The sequence below is a fragment of the Streptomyces sp. NPDC050636 genome, from assembly GCF_040654775.1.
Classification (GTDB): Bacteria; Actinomycetota; Actinomycetes; order Streptomycetales; family Streptomycetaceae; genus Streptomyces.
This window is the reverse complement of the sequence record NZ_JBFAIP010000039.1, coordinates 33,331-50,309: the sequence shown is the minus strand read 5'-3', so window position 1 is coordinate 50,309 and position 16,979 is coordinate 33,331. Positions and strand designations below refer to the sequence as shown.

The 16,979-nt window shown below is 70.3% G+C and carries 11 protein-coding genes and 1 pseudogene; 3 read left to right on the top strand and 9 right to left on the bottom strand.

Annotation, left to right across the window (positions count from 1 at the left end):
- Window positions 1–32 precede the first annotated feature (32 nt).
- Window positions 33–2,177: a prolyl oligopeptidase family serine peptidase gene (locus AB0I10_RS25035; protein WP_363154842.1), complete on the bottom strand. Its 2,145-nt coding sequence runs from the start codon at window positions 2,175–2,177 to the stop codon at window positions 33–35.
- Window positions 2,178–2,494: 317 nt separating this feature from the next.
- Here AB0I10_RS25035 and AB0I10_RS25030 point away from each other — a divergent pair, with 317 nt between their 5' ends.
- Window positions 2,495–4,147: a serine/threonine-protein kinase gene (locus AB0I10_RS25030; protein ID WP_363154841.1), complete on the top strand. Its 1,653-nt coding sequence runs from the start codon at window positions 2,495–2,497 to the stop codon at window positions 4,145–4,147.
- 86 nt (window positions 4,148–4,233) lie between these two features.
- Here the strand turns inward: AB0I10_RS25030 and AB0I10_RS25025 are convergent, their stop codons facing one another.
- On the bottom strand, window positions 4,234–5,268 hold the full coding sequence (locus AB0I10_RS25025; protein ID WP_363154840.1) for an alpha/beta hydrolase: 1,035 nt from the start codon (window positions 5,266–5,268) through the stop codon (window positions 4,234–4,236).
- 459 nt (window positions 5,269–5,727) lie between these two features.
- Entirely contained in the window at window positions 5,728–6,894 is a 1,167-nt protein-coding gene (locus AB0I10_RS25020) for a cytochrome P450 (protein ID WP_363154839.1), read from the bottom strand.
- 160 nt (window positions 6,895–7,054) lie between these two features.
- Here AB0I10_RS25020 and AB0I10_RS25015 point away from each other — a divergent pair, with 160 nt between their 5' ends.
- Complete coding sequence (locus tag AB0I10_RS25015) at window positions 7,055–7,543, top strand: MarR family transcriptional regulator (protein ID WP_363154838.1); 489 nt, start codon at window positions 7,055–7,057, stop codon at window positions 7,541–7,543.
- 291 nt (window positions 7,544–7,834) lie between these two features.
- Here AB0I10_RS25015 and AB0I10_RS25010 read toward each other — a convergent pair whose 3' ends face one another.
- From AB0I10_RS25010 to cseB, 5 genes are all read right to left on the bottom strand, one after another.
- Window positions 7,835–9,181: an MFS transporter gene (locus tag AB0I10_RS25010; protein ID WP_363154837.1), complete on the bottom strand. Its 1,347-nt coding sequence runs from the start codon at window positions 9,179–9,181 to the stop codon at window positions 7,835–7,837.
- A 343-nt stretch (window positions 9,182–9,524) separates the two neighbouring features.
- The gene (locus AB0I10_RS25005) at window positions 9,525–12,062 is read right to left on the bottom strand and encodes an FtsX-like permease family protein (protein WP_363154836.1); all 2,538 of its coding nucleotides are present in this window, start codon (window positions 12,060–12,062) and stop codon (window positions 9,525–9,527) included.
- A gap of 74 nt (window positions 12,063–12,136) precedes the next feature.
- Entirely contained in the window at window positions 12,137–12,880 is a 744-nt protein-coding gene (locus tag AB0I10_RS25000) for an ABC transporter ATP-binding protein (protein WP_363154856.1), read from the bottom strand.
- A 223-nt stretch (window positions 12,881–13,103) separates the two neighbouring features.
- Entirely contained in the window at window positions 13,104–14,366 is a 1,263-nt protein-coding gene (locus AB0I10_RS24995) for a HAMP domain-containing sensor histidine kinase (protein WP_363154835.1), read from the bottom strand.
- A 5-nt stretch (window positions 14,367–14,371) separates the two neighbouring features.
- The gene (cseB, locus tag AB0I10_RS24990) at window positions 14,372–15,112 is read right to left on the bottom strand and encodes a two-component system response regulator CseB (RefSeq protein ID WP_363154834.1); all 741 of its coding nucleotides are present in this window, start codon (window positions 15,110–15,112) and stop codon (window positions 14,372–14,374) included.
- Between the two features lie 817 nt (window positions 15,113–15,929).
- On the opposite strand from cseB, the gene AB0I10_RS24985 reads away from it, so the two are divergent.
- Window positions 15,930–16,733 (top strand): MBL fold metallo-hydrolase, encoded by an 804-nt coding sequence (locus AB0I10_RS24985; RefSeq protein ID WP_363154833.1) that lies wholly within the window; start codon window positions 15,930–15,932, stop codon window positions 16,731–16,733.
- Here AB0I10_RS24985 and AB0I10_RS24980 read toward each other — a convergent pair.
- Window positions 16,697–16,884: pseudogene (locus AB0I10_RS24980) on the bottom strand (IS256 family transposase); the annotation flags it as partial. The gene AB0I10_RS24985 and the pseudogene AB0I10_RS24980 sit on opposite strands and share 37 nt — an antisense overlap.
- Window positions 16,885–16,979 lie beyond the last annotated feature (95 nt).

Sequence of the window (16,979 nt, the reverse complement as noted above, 5' to 3'; positions counted from 1 at the left end):
GTCCATACGGATGGGCGGCGGAGCGCGTTCAATCACTCCCCGGGGCGCGCCAACGCTTCGCGCAGAAAGTCCCGCTGGATACGGAGCAGGTTCTCGTTGACCCCGTCGTCGGTCGGCGAATGTGTGGCGCCGGGCAGCGGCAGCACGCTGTGCGGCTTGCCCGCGGCTAGCAGCTCCGCCGAGAAGCGCAGGGTGTGCGCGACCGCCACGTTGTCGTCCGCGAGACCGTGGACCAGCAGCAGCGGGCGGCGCAGCAGATGGCCGTCCCCGACCAGGGAGGAGCGCGCGTAGTTTTCCGGCTGCTCGTCCGGGTGGCCCAGAAAGCGTTCCTTCCAGTGGGTGTCGTACAGCCGCTGGTCGGTGGGCGGGGCCCCGGCGACGGCTGCGTGGAAGACGTCGGGACGGTGCAGCACGGCGGCCGCCGCCAGGAAGCCGCCGAACGACCAGCCACGGATTGCCACCCGCTCCAGGTCCAGGTCCGGGAAACGGGCACCGGCCGCCTGCAGCGCGTCCACCTGGTCCTCCAGGGCAGGCGTGAGCTGGTCGCCGTGCACGGCCTTCTCCCAGGCAGGCCCCCGCCCCGGAGTCCCGCGCCCGTCGACCACGAGCACCGCGAACCCCTGCTCAGCGAACCACTGCGACACACACGTGAACCATGCGCGAGCCCGTGTCACGAGCTGCATGGCGGGACCGCCGTACGGGTCGAGCAGCACCGGAAGCTTCCCCGCGCCCTCCTTGTGCCATGACGGGAGGTAGAGGGCGCCGCGCAACTCCCGTTCGCCGAGCGCCAGATGGACGGGGCGTGGGGTCACCGCCGGCTCCTCGGAGACCGAGGCGATGACACCGGAGAGCGCGCCGGCACCCCCGTCCGTATCGGGAGGGTCCCGCAGCACGCGCACCTCGCTGCCGTGCTCCGTCACCCCGTCCAGGACGACCGTCCCGCCGCGCCCCACGCCCGTGTACCGGCCCGGGACGTCGCTCAGCCGACGGATACCGTGGCCGGGCTCATAGCGCCACACATGGGTCTCCGTGGGGTCCTCGCTCGCCGTGAACAGAACCTGCTCGCCCGCCACCCCAAGGACCGCGCGCAACTGGAGTCCATCCGGCGTCAACCGGGTGCCGCCGACGGTCAGGTAGCGGGTGTCTCCCGCGTCCTCGGGCAGCACCAGGGCGCCGGACGCGGTACGGGCCGGGGTGCCGGGCACGATCTCCACCCAGGCGGGATCGGTCCGCTCGTGCAGCACCTCGGTGGCCCCGGTCGCCGGGTCGACCGCGAGTGTGCGCAGTATGCACTGGTCGCGGCTCTGTACGGCGATGAGGGGACCGTGCGCGTCCCAGCCGGCGTCGACGAGGTACTCGTACGCCTTCCGGTCCCACTCCACATCGACGCGCTCCCCCTCAAGGGAGAGCAGCTGCAGGGTGACCTCCGCATTGGCGGTGCCCGCCGCCGGGTAGCGAATCGGCCGTGGCGGCTTCGCCGGGTCGGCCGGATCGCTGATGTAACGCCGTTCCACAGGGGTGGTGTCGGCTCTGGCCACAAGGACATGGCGGCTGTCCGGCGCCCACCAGTAGCCGCGCAGCCGGCCCATCGACTCCGCGGCGGCGTATTCGGCGAGCCCGTAGGTGACCTCCGGTCCCTCCGCGCGGGCCAGTTGCCGGTCGTTGCCGGCCAGATCGACGACCTGGAAGGAGCCGCGGCTCACATAGGCGATATGCCGGCCGTCGGGGGAGGGGCGGGGGTCGACCACCGGGCCGGCCGCGGGGACGGAGAACGGCGTGCCGCCGTCCGTACGCACCGCCCACAGGGCACCGGACAGCGCGAAGGCCACGAGACGGGTGGCGTCGTCCGCCGCGTAGGTGACCACGCCCTCGGAGCGCTCGCGGGCCCGCTCCCGCCGCAGTCGCTCCTCCTCAGGGACCGCCCCGGAACCGGCCCCCACCAGGAGCGCCGGATCGGCCAGCATCCGTTCCTCACCGACGCCGTTCTCGAACTGCCACAGCCGTCCTACGGGATCGGTGCCCGCCCCCGTACGGACGAACAGAATCCGATGGCCGTCCGGGGAGACGGTGAAATGCCGCGGCACCCCGAGAGAGAATCGCCGACTCCGGGCGAACTGGCGGGGAAAGTCAGCGGAGTTGAGGATATTCCTGTCCAAGTCGCGGCTCTTCCTGTTCAAGGTGCGCTCCTCCAGCGTGCTGTCTACCGGGTACCGTCCATCGCGGCTGTATATCGGGTGCTGCCCTACCGGAACGAGGGCAGCACAAAGGGCCGGTACCGGACCGGGTGAAAATTGGTGAGAGGGAGACCGTCGCAGGCACACATCGCCTGTGGGGATGTTGACCGAAGTCATTCTTTCTGGCTCACGCGGCTCGGACTCCGGCATCGTGGTATCCGTGCTGGCTGGTGCTGATATGAGTACGCGTGCGGTGGTACGTCACGTCACAGTCCGTGACCGGAGTGGAATTGGCCTGCCATCCGCGATAAACAATCAGCATGAGTAACTACGGGGGATCCTCTCAGGGGAACGGCGAGCCCACCAGCTTCGTACTTCAGCCGCCTCAGCCCGACGCCGCGCCGTACGCCGCGCCGACGCAGCAGGCAGCGCAGCCGCAGGCGAACGCCGCGGACCCCGGTACAGGACGGCTGATCGCGGGTCGGTACCGGTTGCTGGCCAAGTTGGGCCACGGCGGCATGGGAACCGTGTGGCGGGCGGAGGACGAGACGGTCGGCCGCGAGGTGGCCGTCAAGGAGCCCCGGATCCCCGACCACCTCCCCGAGCGGGAACGGGCCACCGCCTTCGAGCGGATGCGCCGTGAGGCGCGGGCCGCAGCGCGACTCGACCACCCCGCGGTGGTCAACGTGCACGACGTGGCTGTCGAGGACGGTCAGCCCTGGATCGTGATGGAGCTGCTGCGGGGCCACTCGCTCGGAGCCGTCCTTCAGGAGGGCACGCTGGGCACGCGCGAGGCCGCTCGGATCGGCCTGCAGGTGCTCGGCGCCCTGGAGGCTGCGCATCAGGCCGGCATCCTGCATCGCGACGTCAAGCCCGACAACGTCCTGCTCGGGCATCACGACCGCGTGGTCCTCGCCGACTTCGGCATCGCCCAGATCGAGGGCGAGACCAGCCTGACCGATACCGGCGGCTTCGTCGGATCACCGGAGTTCATCGCGCCGGAGCGGGTGCTGGGCCAGCGCCCCGGACCGGCCAGCGATCTCTGGTCGCTCGGCGTGGTGCTGTACACGGCAACGGAGGGCGTGTCCCCGTTCCGGCGGGGCAACACCCCTGCCACCCTGCAAGCCGTTCTCAACACCGCCCCGGCCGGGCCGGGCGCCGCCCAAGGCCCGCTCGCACAGGTCATCAACGGCCTGCTCCTCAAGGATCCGTCCCAGCGGTTGCCCGCAGACCGAGTTCGCCGGCTCCTGGAGGAGGCCTCCGCGCCCCCGCCGCCCGCGCCGACGGTGGTGCACTCGCCGCCGCAAGGCGAACGCGGCAGGCAGGGCGTGACGTTGAGTCGGAAGACGTTGCTCGGCGCGGGCGGAGCGGTGGTCGCCGCGTTCGTCGCCATGGCCCTCGCCCTCACCAACCCGTTCGCCGCGGACACCGAGCAGGGCGACGAGCAGGGCGACAAGTGGAAGCAGAGGGCGGAGAAGCAGCTCGGCGCGACGCTGTCGGTGCCCGAGGCCTACAAACGCTGGAATCCGACGGAGTCCAGCAGTGACCAGGACTGGATCCGGTACGCGGACCCGAGCGGCGCCGTCTGGATCCGGCTGGATCTGGCCCGTAAGAAGGACGACCTGAGCGAGATCGCCGGCTCGGCGGCTGCGGAGGCGTACGACGACGCCGAGACGTTCCGCGAGAGCGGCAGCACTAACCTTGAGTTCGGCTCCGACTCCGAGCTGAAGATGCAGACGAAGACGGATGTCGCACACAAGGGGAAGAAGGCCGCCATGAACTCGGGCACCTTCATCGACACCAGCGACAGTGACAACCCCGTTCTGCGCGAGTTCCGCATCTTCTACTACAAGACCCAGTCGGGCGACATGTACGAACTGACGGTGTTGTACCCGGGCAAGGGGGATCTGACGGAGCGGGGCCGAGAGGTCGCCGAGCGGACCATCAAGGAGCTGGGCATCACCAAGCTCTAGAAGCCGGAGCCGGAGCCGGCACCGGAGCCGGAGGGGTGCCGGAGCGTGGACTCGGTTCGGCCGCCGCAACGCGCTCATCCGGCAGGTCAGTTCCTCGTACCGGACTGCGCGAGGACGCGCCGGAGCCAGCGGGTACGGGCGTCGCGTGCGTCCTGGCTGAGAGCGGCCCGCGGTGCCAAGCTGTCGAAGCCGTGGTAGGCACCGGGCCATACATGCAGTTCAGCCTGGCCGCCGGCCTGCCAGATCGCGTTCGCGTAGGCCACGTCCTCGTCCCGGAACATCTCGGCCGATCCGACCTCGATATAGGCCGGGGGGAGTCCGGAAAGGTCCGTGGCACGGGAGGGGGCCGCGTAGGGCGGCAGGTCCGCAGCGCCGTAGCGGTCACCCAGCAGTGCCTGCCACGCGGTCGCGTTGGAGGTGAGGTCCCACATCCCGAGGCCTGTCATCTGATGACTGGAGAAGGTGCTGTCGCGGTCGTCGAGCATCGGGCACAGCAGCAGTTGTCCTAGTGGCCCGGGACCGCCGCGGTCACGGGTCAGCAGGGCGAGGGCCGCGGCGAGCCCGCCGCCGGCACTCTTCCCGCCGATGATGATGCGGTCCGCATCGATGTCCAGTTCGGCTGCGTGCCCGGCCGCCCAGACGAGTCCGGCGTAGCAGTCCTCCAGCGGTCCTGGGTACTGCGTCTGCGGTGCCAACCGGTACTCGACCGAGATGACAGCCATTTCCAGCGGGAGGGACCACTCGCGAAGGATCCGCGGAAGCACGGACCACGCGTTGCCCGTGATCATTGCGCCGCCGTGGATGTAGTACAGCAGCGGCAGCGGCCCGACGAGGCCGGCGGGCCGCGCGCTCACGAGCGTGACGTCCGGTCCGTCCGGCGGTCCCGGCACACAAAGCTCCGCCACTTCGAAACGGCCGTCGAGGCGAAGGTCCTCGGCCGTCGGCCTGGGCCGGGCCGCGGCATCCCGCTCCTGCCGAGCCCCAAGATTCTGCGGGGTAACCGACTCCATCGGCTCGTTGCCCATGGCCGCCAGCACGACGCTCAGTTCGGGGTCGAAGGGAGGCACCGCCTTTGGCGTGGGGACACGGTCCGACTCCGACGACGCGCGACGGACACTCATGGCCTACCCCCCGGTCGGAGGCCGGGACGCCGGCCGGCAGCCCGGCTGAAACAGCTCAGCAGCACATACGCACACCCGGGTAACACTCGCGCGAGATCCATGTGGCGTAGCCAATCACCCCGTCAGGCGGCACGGCTACTCAAACCCAGACCCCAGGCCCAGACCCAGAGTCCAGGCCCCAGCCCCAGAGTCCAGGCCCCAGCCCCAGAGTCCAGGCCCCAGCCCCAGAGTCCAGGCCCCAGCCCCAGAGTCCAGGCCCCAGCCCCAGACTCCAGACCCCGACCATGCGCCCGAGTGCCGTCAGAACTCATGAACAGTGATCTCTCCAGTGATCACTGGGTGTTGCTCAAACCCGTCGACAAACGCTGTCGCTGAAGCGTTCCGGCATGGGCGGCGAACTCCGTTGCGGAATCGGCGATTTGGCGGGCAACTCATGGGGTCTCCCGTGGCGGAAGGCTGTCATCCGTGAAGTGTGGCGGGGAGGGTGGTCAGTCGGCTGCCTTGCAGGCCGCCGATGCTGGTCTGCTGGAGTTCGGTGAAGGGGATGGCGAGGCGGGCGTCGGGAAAGTCGGATCGCAGCACCGCGGCCACCGCGCTCAGTTCGAGTTGTGCGAGTTGTGCGCCGATGCAGAAGTGCGGGCCGGCGCCGAAGGCCAGGTCTGGTCCGGGTGAGCGGGTTGGGTCGGTGTTGATTCCCTGGATGTCGACGAGCACGGGCGCTCGGGCGGGAAGCCGCGTCCCGGCGAGTTCGATCTCGGTGGTGGTGAACCGCCAGAGGGTGAACGGGGCGGGCGGGTGCTGCCTCAGCGTCTCGCGGACCAGTTCGCCGATTCTCCCTTCGTCCACCGAGCTCCGGTGCGGGCCGTCCGCGAGTGCGTGCGCGATCAGGAAGCCGAGCGCGGCGTCGGTGGTGAGCTGCCCGGCGAAGATCAACCCGAACAGGTGGTACTGCAGTTGGTCCCGGGTGGTGTGCGCGGGGACCCGGTCACGCAACTCGGCGGCGAGTCCCTGGCCGCTGTCGCCGATCCCGGAAGCGGCGAGCTCGGCGAGTGCGCCGATCGCCCTGCCCTGCTCGCCGGGCCCGCCGCTGAACATTCGCCTGCAGGCATCGGCGGCTCGGTCGACGCGGTCGAGAGGAATGCCGAGCAGGTCGAGCAGGACGGTGAGCGGATAGCGGGTGGTGAAATCGGCCATCAGGTCGACCACCGTGCGGTCGGCGGCGAGCTCGGTGAGCAACTTCCGGGCGATCGCGTGGACCCGATCGGACTGCTCGCGGATCCGTTTGGCGTTGAGGAGCGGAGCGTGGGCGCGTCGCAGGTCGGCGTGTTCGGGGCCGTCGAGGGTGGTGAGGGATGGCTGCTCGGCTGCGGTCTGCTCAAGCCCGGCAGTGTCCCGATCCCAGCCGGGAGGCGCGAACGCGGGGTCTTTGGCGACCCGAGGGTCGGCGAGCACCTCGCGTGCCAGCGAGCCGTCGGTCACGATCCATGCCCGTCCTCCGGCCGGGGCGTCCACTTGGACGATGGGGCCGCCGGCGCGCAGGGCGGCGTGTACTGGATCGGGCTCGGTGATGCTGCGGACGGTTGGGGCGAACGGATCGATGCTGTCGAGGTGGGGAGCGTTGCGCATCAGGACTCCATAAGGAAGTGACTCTATAAGGAGGTGACTCCATGAAGAAGAAACTTCATGGTGAAGTAATTCCACGGGGAAGGTATGCTGATCGGCGGCAGGTTGTCAACGTGTGCTGCCGACGTGAATCGTCGGCCGCAACGAGAGGGCGGAGGGCCTAGTGGAGGAATCGGTGCCCGGCGGCGTCGCGGCGCAGCGTGAGCGGCTGGCGGAAGGGCTCAGGGCCTACGGTGCGAGCTTCACCGAACTAGGCCGCCGCTTCGCTGCCCAGATCGGCGTGCACTCCACCGATGCTTTCGCTCTGCTGGAGATCGCCTCCGCCGAAGAGAGAGGTGTCCCACTGTCGCCGGCGCTGCTCAGCAGACGCATCTCGCTGTCCTCGGGTGCCATGACCGCGCTGCTGAACCGCCTCGAACAGGCCGGATACATCAGCCGCACCCGCGAACACGCCGACCGGCGGATCGTCACCCTGCACAGCAGCCCGCAGGTCAAGGAACTCGCTGACGAGTTCTTCGGCCCCGTCAACGAACGCCAGGACGCCGTCCTGTCCCGGTATCCGTCCGAGCTGCTTCAACAGTTCGAGACCGTCCTGGCTCAACTGTGCTCCACCTTGGACTCTCAGCTCGCACAGCCAGGCGGGGACATGTGACGGGCGACCGTTCGCCATCCGCTCAACTTCCGCCTGCTGCCCGGCTGAAGAACATCGGCGGCATCCGCCTGTACCGTCCCGACGACACCCGCCCGGACCCGGCCTGCGCCGCGAGATCCACCGCGGCCTCCAGGTCGTCGAGAACGGGAACAGCGCGAACGCCGTCCCGCACTACGGCAAGGACGGCGTCCTCACAGGGGCCGGACAAGGAGCGGGCCGGACAATGAGCGGGCCGCACAAGGAGCACGCCGAGAGCTCGATGCTCGCCCTGCACCTGCTCCAATCCGCTGCTCAGGAGGCCTTGCGCTGCCTCGCGGAGCACTCATCCGTTGCGCTGGGTGCCTGCACTGCGTCCGATGTCCGTTCCCCCTGAGGCAGGGCGGCGGTGACTGCGGCAAGGCGACGGGACCGGGTCAGGGCTGTGGCAGCGGACAGTACCGCCGGGGCCGCTGCAAGTGCGAAGCACGCAGGCAGGGGGAGGCGGCCAACCAGTAGCCCTGTAGCGGCTGTTGCCCCCGCTGAACCGGCATTGAAAGCGGTGTTGACCCATGCGCCCGCTTGGGTGCGGGTGGCCGGGCCGGCGGCCTCGTCGGCGATCAGGTAGGCGGTGGTCACGGCTGGGGCGACGAACAGTCCGCCGAGCCCTGCCCACGCGATGAGCACGTAGGGATGAGGGGAAAGCCCCGTCGCAGCCAGGGTCAGGCCCAGGGCTGCGGCAAGACATGACAGCCGCAGTCTGCTTGAGGCGCGCCATGGGACGGCGCCATAGATCAGGCCGCCGATGGCGCTGCCTGCGGACAGCGCGGCCAGGACCCAGGCCACCGCCTCAGGAGCGTGATGTTCGTCGGCGAAGGCGATCACAAGGAGGTCCAACGCTCCCAGGCACATGCCCACCGCGGCTGAGACGGCGACTGCCTGACGCAGCCCGGGGCCGCCTTGCCGCGGCCGTCGGCGCAGCGGGGCAGGTTTCACGGTGGAGACGAGTGCCTCGGACGCAGCCGGCACGGCGGAGGCCTTCTCATGATCAACCACGCGGCGGACCGCCGGCGAGGAGATCAGCGCAAGTGAGCCGGTCAGTACGAGTGCGGCGCTCACCGCAAGACCGACCGATGGCACGGTGACTCTTACCAGCAGGCCCACCAGCAGTGGTCCTGTGACAAAGAGGAGTTCCTCGGCGACCGCGTCCAGGCTGTACGCACGCTGCAGCAGCCGCTTGTCAGGAACCAGGTCGCTCCACAATGTCCGCATCACCGGTCCGAGCGGCGGTGTACTGGCGCCGGCGGTCATGGCCAAGACCCCTAGAAGGACTCCTGACGCACCTGACGCACCTGACGCACCTGACGCACCTGACGCACCTGACCACGAGGCCGCGAAGGCCAGCCCGGTCAGCAACAGTGCGTAGGCCGTGGCCATGGGGAGCAGAGCACGGCGCGGCCCGTATCGGTCGACCAGACCAGCACGGGTCGGCGAGAGAAAGACACTCGTCAGCCCGAACAAGGCCATGACAGTGCCGGCTACGGCATAGGAGCCGGTGGCCTCCTTGACCGCCAGCACCAGCGATAGAGAGACCATTCCGTATGAAAGTCGGCCCAACAGTGCCGCGCCGAATGTGCGGCAGGCGTAGCGGGTGCGCAGCACGGCCGCATACGACGGGGCCATGGAAGACGAAGACATGATCATGTTCCTCGGAGAGGCGGCGCCGAGTTGATGGCGCTCAAAACGTGCATGGGCGTCGAGAGCCGCGCCCGATGGGCGCAGTCAGCACGGGCTCCTATGCACAGAGGAAGAACATGCGGGTCAACGTAGCAGAGCAGAGCAGAGCAGAGCCGGCCGGGTAACTGCCGTCCTCAGGAACGGGGTGGCCATACGAGGTCGAGGCGTTGCCGGGGAACCGGCGTCGCAGCCGGCCCGCGATGTCCTCCACGACTTCCTGCGCAACAGGAAGTCGTGGAGGGCATCGGGGCGTTCCTTGCGCGAGTGGTTACTGCGCCGTCGTCGCGGCGGGAATGTCGACGCGGGCGGCCCTGCGGGCCGGCCAGAGCGAGGCGACCAGCGCGCCTGCCAGGGCGATGAGCACGCCGAGAGCGAGGCGGCCCCAGGGAAGGACCAACGTGTAGCCCACGACGCTTTCCTGGAGGGTGCGTCCGAGCGCCCAGCCCAGGAAGACACCCAGGGCCGTGCCGAGGGTCGCGCCGAGCCCGCCGAGGAGCAGGGCCTCCAGGCGGATCATCCGGGTCACACCGGCGCGATCCACACCGAGGGCGCGCAGAGTGCCGATCTCCTTGCGGCGTTCGAGGACGGACATCGCAAGGGTGTTGGCGATACCCAGCGCGGCGATCGCCAGGGCCATGCTCAACAGGGCGTAGAAGACGTTGAGTTGGTCGCCGATGTCTCCGCTGTCCTGGGCTCGGATGCCCGACTGGTCGAGGACGGCCAGGGCGGGGTTGTCGCCGAGGGCGTGGGTGACGTTGCCGAGCGCGGCCCGGCTGGGTCCGCCGTCCGTGGCGACGAGGAACCCGGCGGTGTGCGGTGTGGAGTCGTAGCGGGCGACGAGGGAGTCGGGTGCGGTGATGCTGGGCAGCAGGTTGCTTTGCTCGTCCGCCTGGTAGATGGCGCCGATGGTGACGCTGCCGCGCTGGTCGTCATGACGCTGCAGGGGGAGGGTCTGACCGACATGCCAGCCGGCCTCCTTGGCCTTGAAATCGGCCACGGCGATCTGGCCCTTGGCGAGGCAGTCGAGAGAGCCGTCGACCACGTCGTACCGCAGCAGCCGGCCGATGGTGGCGGGGTCGACGCCGGTCAGGACGGAGGAGGTGCCGGCCAGGCGGTATTCGGTGGACTGGTTGAGCGGGCTGAGTGCGGCGCCGGGCAGCTTCTTGAGGGGCGCCGCGGTGGCGGGGGTCATCCGCATGCCGCCCTCGGCGGGCTTCACCAGGTAGTCGGCGGTGAAGTCGTGGGTGGTCGCGCGGTCGAGGTACTGGGCGGCGGAGGCCCCGAGGACGGACAGGCCCGAGGCGAGGGTGAGGGCGATGGCGAGCGCGGCGGCGGTGGCGCCGGTGCGGCGCGGGTCGCGCACGGTGTTGAGGGCGGCGAGGTTGCCGTGCACCGGGTGGAGGCGGGTCAGCAGCGGCTGGAGCAGGGCGACGAACGGCCGGGACAGCAGCGGGATCAGGCCGATCGTCCCGGTCAGGGTGAGGGCCGCGCCGAGGCCGATGACGGTCCGGGCGTCCTTCCCCGTGGTGAGGGCTCCGTACACCGCGGCGGCGGTGCCGGTGAGCACCAGCGCGGCGCTGAGGCCGTTGCGCAGGGAGCCGGTGCGCGCGGGCGCCGTGGGCTCGGCCGCGCTGAGCGCGGCGACGGGCGGGATGGCCATGGCCCGGCGGATCGGGAGCCATGCGGCGACCATGGGCAGGGCGGTGCCGACCAGCATGGACGTGATCACGGTGCCTGGGGTGAGGACCAGCGGGCCGGCCGGGGTGTCGGCGGGGGCGAAGAGTGTCTGAAGCAGGGCGGCGACCCCGGTGCCGACGGCGAGGCCGGCCGCGGAGGCGACCGCGCCGACGAGGAGGGACTCGGTCAGCAGGATGCGGCGCACCTGCTTCCGGGAGGCGCCGACGGCCCGCATCAGGGCCAGCTCCCTGGTGCGTCGGGCGACAAGCATGGTGAAGGTGTTGGAGATGAGGAAGGTGGCGACGAACAGGGCGACCGCGGCGAAGCCCACCAGGATCTGGCTCATGGTGTCGCTGTCGGTGGTGGCGAGGTTCGTCTTGATCTGGGCGAGCTGGGTCCCGGTGGCCGCGCTGGTGCCCTGGGGCAGCACCGATTCGACGCCGCTGAGGAGCTGCTGCACGTCAGCGTCGGGTGCGGCCGTGAGCTCGACGTTCTGGTAGCGGCCGGGCTGGAGGAAGAGCCGCTGGGCGGTGGCGTTGGTGAACAGCGTCAGGCTGCCCCCGGAGGGGAGCTTGGTCCCGTCGGCGCGGAAGACCCCGCTGAGGGTGTAGGAGGAGGCGCCCTTGTCCGTGCCGACGCGCACGGTGTCACCTACGCGGTGGCCGCCCTTCGCGGCTGTGGTCTCGTCGAGGGCGATCGTGTCGTTGCCGGTCGGGCCGGAACCCTGGGTGAAGCGGTAGGCGGGGTCCGTGCCATCCGCTCCCGGGGCGAAGTTGCCGCCCCGGTGGGACGAGCCGTGACCGATCAGTCGGCCGTCGCGGTCGGCGACGGCGGCGAAGCCGTCGACTCGACCCGCGGCGACGGCGACGCCGGGGACCTTGGCCAGGGTGGTCACGGTGCGGGCGTCGATGCCGGCCGGGCCGCTGCCGCCGGCGGGGGGCCCGTCGGACGCGACGTTGACGGCGATGCGTTCGTAGCCGTCGGTCGCCCGGGCGGTGGCGGCACGATTCAGGCTGTCGCCGAAGACGAGGCTGCCGGAGATGAAGGTGACGCCGAGCATGACCGCGAATGCGGTCATCAGCAGGCGGGCCTTGTGCGCGAACACGTTGCGCAGGGCGGTACGGAACATGAGGGTGCGGATCCTGGGAGGCGGGCTCGGCGGATGCGAGCGGGCGGCTGGTTCGGTGCTGGTGTGAGGGCGGGTCAGCTTGTGCGTGAGCGCGTGTCGAATGCGGGGGGCTGGGGGTTCCCCTCAGAAAGACGCAGCATCCGGTCCAGGACCCGGTCCGGGGTGGGCTGTGTCATCTCGTCGACCAGGCGGCCGTCGGCGAGGAAGACCACGCGGTCGGCGTAGCCGGCGGCGACGGGGTCGTGGGTGACCAAGACCACGGTCTGGCCCAGTTCGCGCACGGAGTCGCGCAGGAAGCCGAGGATCTCTGCCCCGGCGCGGGAGTCGAGGTTGCCGGTGGGCTCGTCGCCGAAGATGATCGCCGGGCGGGAGACCAGGGCCCGGGCCACCGCGACGCGCTGCTGCTGCCCGCCGGACAGCTGTCCGGGCCGGTGGTCAAGGCGCCCTGAGAGGCCGACCATGGAGACCACACGGTCCAGCCACTGCGGATCGGGCCGGCGACCGGCGATGGCCAGCGGCAGCGTGATGTTCTCCAGCGCGGTCAGTGTCGGCAGCAGGTTGAACGCCTGGAAGATGAAGCCGATCCGGTCCCGGCGCAGCGCGGTGAGCTGCCGGTCGTTGAGCGTGCTCAGTTCGGTGGTGCCGATGCGGACGGAGCCGGAGCTGAACGAGTCGAGCCCGGCGGCGCAGTGCATCAGGGTGGACTTGCCGCTGCCGGAGGGGCCCATGATCGCGGTGAACTCGCCCTCCCGGAAGGAGATGCTGACACGGTCCAGGGCGACGACGCGGGTATCGCCGCTGCCGTAGACCTTCGACAGGTCGGTGGTGGCGGCCGCGGCCCCGGTAGTCGGGTGCGGCGTGAGCGTGTCGAGCGTGTCACGGGGGTCGGCGGTCACGGGGACTCCACTTCGGGTGCGGTCTTCGGATGCGGAAGGGTGCACACCAAAGGTGTCCGGGGGACGTATCAGGACCTCAGCCGCCGTGTATCGGCGCCCGCTTGGCTTCGTATTGGCTTCGTAGCGGTTCTGTAGGGGCCGGCGGTCAGTTCGGCAGGCGCAGGGTGGCGACGGCGCCGCCGTCCGGGGCGTTGTCCAGGGACAGCTCGGCGCCGAGGAGCCGGGCCTGGCCCAGGGCGATGGTCAGGCCCAGGCCGTGGCCCGAGCCGCGCTCCGTCGTGCCGGTGTGGAAGCGGCGCGGGCCGTCGAGCAGCAGGTCCGGGGGGAAGCCTGGGCCATGGTCGCGCACGACGACGGTACGGCCCTCGACGGTGACCCGCACCGGGGTGTCCCCGTGCCGGTGGGCGTTGACGACAAGATTGCTGACGATCCGTTCGAGGCGGCGCGGGTCGGTCTCCACGGTCTTGGCGGCCTCTCCGCCCTTCACGTCGGTGACGGTGACCTCGGCGTCGAGGCCGGTGCGCGCCACGGCCTCGGAGACGACCGCCCCGAGCGGCACACGGGCGCGGACCGGCTGTTCGGCGCCGGCGTCGAGGCGGGAGATCTCAAGGAGGTCCTCGACCAGACCGCGCAGATCGCGCACCCGGGCCCGGAGCAGATCCTCCGTCTCGCCGGGCGGCAGCAGGTCGACGGCGGCCAGCAGACCGCCGACGGGGGTGCGCAGCTCGTGTGCCACATCCGCGGTGAACTGGCGCTCGGTGCGCAGCCGTCGGCCGAGACTGTCGGCCATGAGGTCGACGGTGGCGGCGATGTCGGCCACCTCGTCGCGGCCCTTGGTGGGCCCGGTTCGGGCATCCAGGTCCCCGGCGGAGATCCGGCCCGCGGTCTCGGAGACCCGCCGCAGTCTGCGGCCCAGCAGCCCGGCCCCGTAGACCGCCAGGGGCACGGCCGCCGCGAGCGCGACCAGCGAGGCCACCGCCATGCTCACATCGAGCCGGTGCAGCCCGTAGAGCTCCGAGCTCATGTTGACCCGGACGGCAAGCACCGGACCATCCGGGCCGCCGACGCGCTGGGCGGCCCAGACGCTCGGCCCCACATTCCCGTCGACGCGCCCGTCGTAGGCCGTATGCCGGTTGCCATCGGCCGGCTGGCGCAGTGCCGCGGGCAGCTCGGCCGGATCGAGCTCGGCACCGTCCGCCAGCGTTCCGGTGCGCCGGTAGACGTCCATGGCCGAGTAGACGCTGTTGAAGGCCTGTGCTTCGGCCCGGTCGCGGATGTCGTGCGCGGTCCACAGGTGCACCAGCACGCCCACCGCGGCCACGACCAGGCAGGCCGTGGCCGCGGCCAGCGCGGCGATCTTCCAGCGCAGGGACACACGGGCCGGCCGCAGCCGGTGGAACGGGTGCACCGGCCTCAGCGCCTGAGCTTGTAGCCGAAGCCGCGGACCGTCTCGATCCGGTCCCGGCCCAGCTTCCTGCGCAGCCGCTGCACACACAGGTCCACGACCCGGCTGTCGCCGTCCCAGCCGTACTCCCACACGTCCCGCAGCAGGGTGTGCCGCTCCAGCACGATGCCCGGGTGGGCGGCGAACGCCAGCAGCAGCTTCAGTTCGGTCGGGGTCAGCGCCACCGGGCTTCCGGAGACGAACACTTCCAGGCCACCGGTGTCGATGGTCAGGTCCCCGAAGACCAACAGCTCCCCCTCGGACGGTGGTGGCTCGTCGTCTGTGGTCTGCCCGGGTTCTGGGGCGGGCGCGTAGGTCGCCCGCCGCAGCAGCGAACGGATGCGTGCCACGAGCACGTAGGTGTCCACGGGTTTGACCACGTAGTCGTCTGCTCCGGCCTCCAAACCGGCGACGACGTCGAGCCCGTCGCCGCGAGCGGACATCATCAAAACCGGCACCAAGCTGGTCTCCCGGACTCTGCGGCACAGGCCGATCCCATCCAGACCGGGCAGCATCACATCCAGAATCAGCAGGTCGAAGCCTTCGTCGCGGAAGAGCTCAAGGCCCGCAAGACCGTCGGCGGCGGCCTTCATCTGATAGCCGTAGCGCTCCAGGGCGACGGTGAAGGACCGGCGCATCAGTTCGTCGTCCTCCACCAGCAGCACGCGAACGGGTCGCGGAGAGGCCGGAGCCGGGGTGGACGAGGACACGGGCAGATGACTCCTGTTCGGACGGTCGTGAGGCAGAGGTCTCGTGCGCGCTCACGCGCGGACGGCGACCTGAAAGGAACGATATGGCAGACATCGGTCGTGGCAACTGCGTCGCCCAGCGGACACGCAGCACACCCCCACAGCATCGTCCCTCCGCGAACATCCAGGTCAGATGCGGTGACACGACTCGGGCCGCTGCCGGTTCCATGGCACTCCGGCTCCCCGTGGCCCCGTTCGCCGTGGCCCGGCGCACCGATTCGATGGACAACCAAGCACTCCCTGATACGCGCCCGATACAAAACCCGCCCAGGGCGGCACGTCGCTCCGAGATCACGGCACCGGTCGGGCGCGAGATGAACGCAGCACCTGCGCGCTGACCCCATGGCAGGCCAAGGCGCTCACGATGGCAGCGGTGGGCCATGGAATCGTCGAGGATGACGATCTCGGTACATACATCATGAAGTTGCCTACCTAGCTGCCCTGACCCGCTGATCGCCAGCGACGCGGCACAGGAGAGAACGACCTGCTGCTGGCCCGCCGAGATCCACGTCCGCGGATTCAACAAGGCCGCCGTGGTCACCGCGTCCAGCGAAAGGTCCGGATCCACCCGCGCAGGGTCCTGCGTGGAACTGGGCCGCCGGGTCGCTATCCCGGGGGGGCGAGCTGGGGCCCTCGCTCACTTCAGTACGGGAAGTCGAGACGCGTGCCGAGACGCTGCGGACGGGTGCCTGCCGCAGCGTCTCGGCACCGTTCTGAGGGTCAGCTCGGCGGCGAGAAATTGTCAGAACCTGTGGATCGAGCGTTCTAAGATCCCGGGATGAGTGATGAGCTCCTTCGCCTTACGGTCCTGGGGTGCGCGACGCCGTACCCGAGCGTGGACAACCCGTGCTCGGGCTATCTGGTGTCGAGCGGCGACACCCGGATCTGGGTGGACGCGGGCAGCGGAACGCTCGGCCCGCTCCAGCGGCACGTGCGGTTGGACGAGCTCGACGCGATCTGGATCTCCCACCTGCACGCCGATCACAGCGCGGACCTGCTCACCGCGTACTACGGCGCCCTGTACGCGGACATCCGCCTGGCAGCGCCGATTCCCCTCTACGGCCCGCCGGGAATCGCCGACCGGCTGGCCGGGTTCCTCACCAACACACCGGCCCGCAGTCCGATCGAATCCGCCTTCGCCATCACCGAGTTGCATGACGGGCATCAGGCGACCATCGGCTCGCTGCGGCTGACCAGCCGGGCCGTGGCGCACGGCATCCCGGCGTTCGCCGTGCGCATCGAGGCAGCCGGCGGGTCGCTGGTGTACTCCGGGGACACCGCGCCGTGCCCGAGCCTCACACAGCTGGCCGAGGGATGCGACGTGCTGCTGTGCGAGGCCGAGAGCGCACAGGCGTCAGCCGAGGGCGACCAGGTGCACCACACACCCGAGGACACCGGCGACACCGCCCGCGCGGCCCGCGCAGGCCGGCTGATCGTCACGCATGTCGGCCGCTTCCTCACCCCGCAGCAGGCGGTGGCGCGTGCCTCGGCCCGGTTCGACGGTCCTGTCGACTACGCCGCCCCCGCTGCCACCTTCACGATCGGTCAGGCCACGACCGCCTCGATGCGCTCGACGAGCTGACCGCGTTCGAAGATGGCTCCGGATCGGACGAGGGCAACGAGGTGGGGTGCGTTCACGGCCCGCCGGCGGGCCTGGGCGGACTCGACGAGTTTGACGACGTGGCAAGGGCGGAGGCCGCACTTCCGGCGCCCCGAGTGACGTTGGTCCGCAGCATTCCTACGACAGGGACCCGGCCTGATCGATCCGCAACTGCTGAGCCGTCCCGCGATTCCCACAAGAGTGATGGTCCCGACCTCTCTCAGGTCG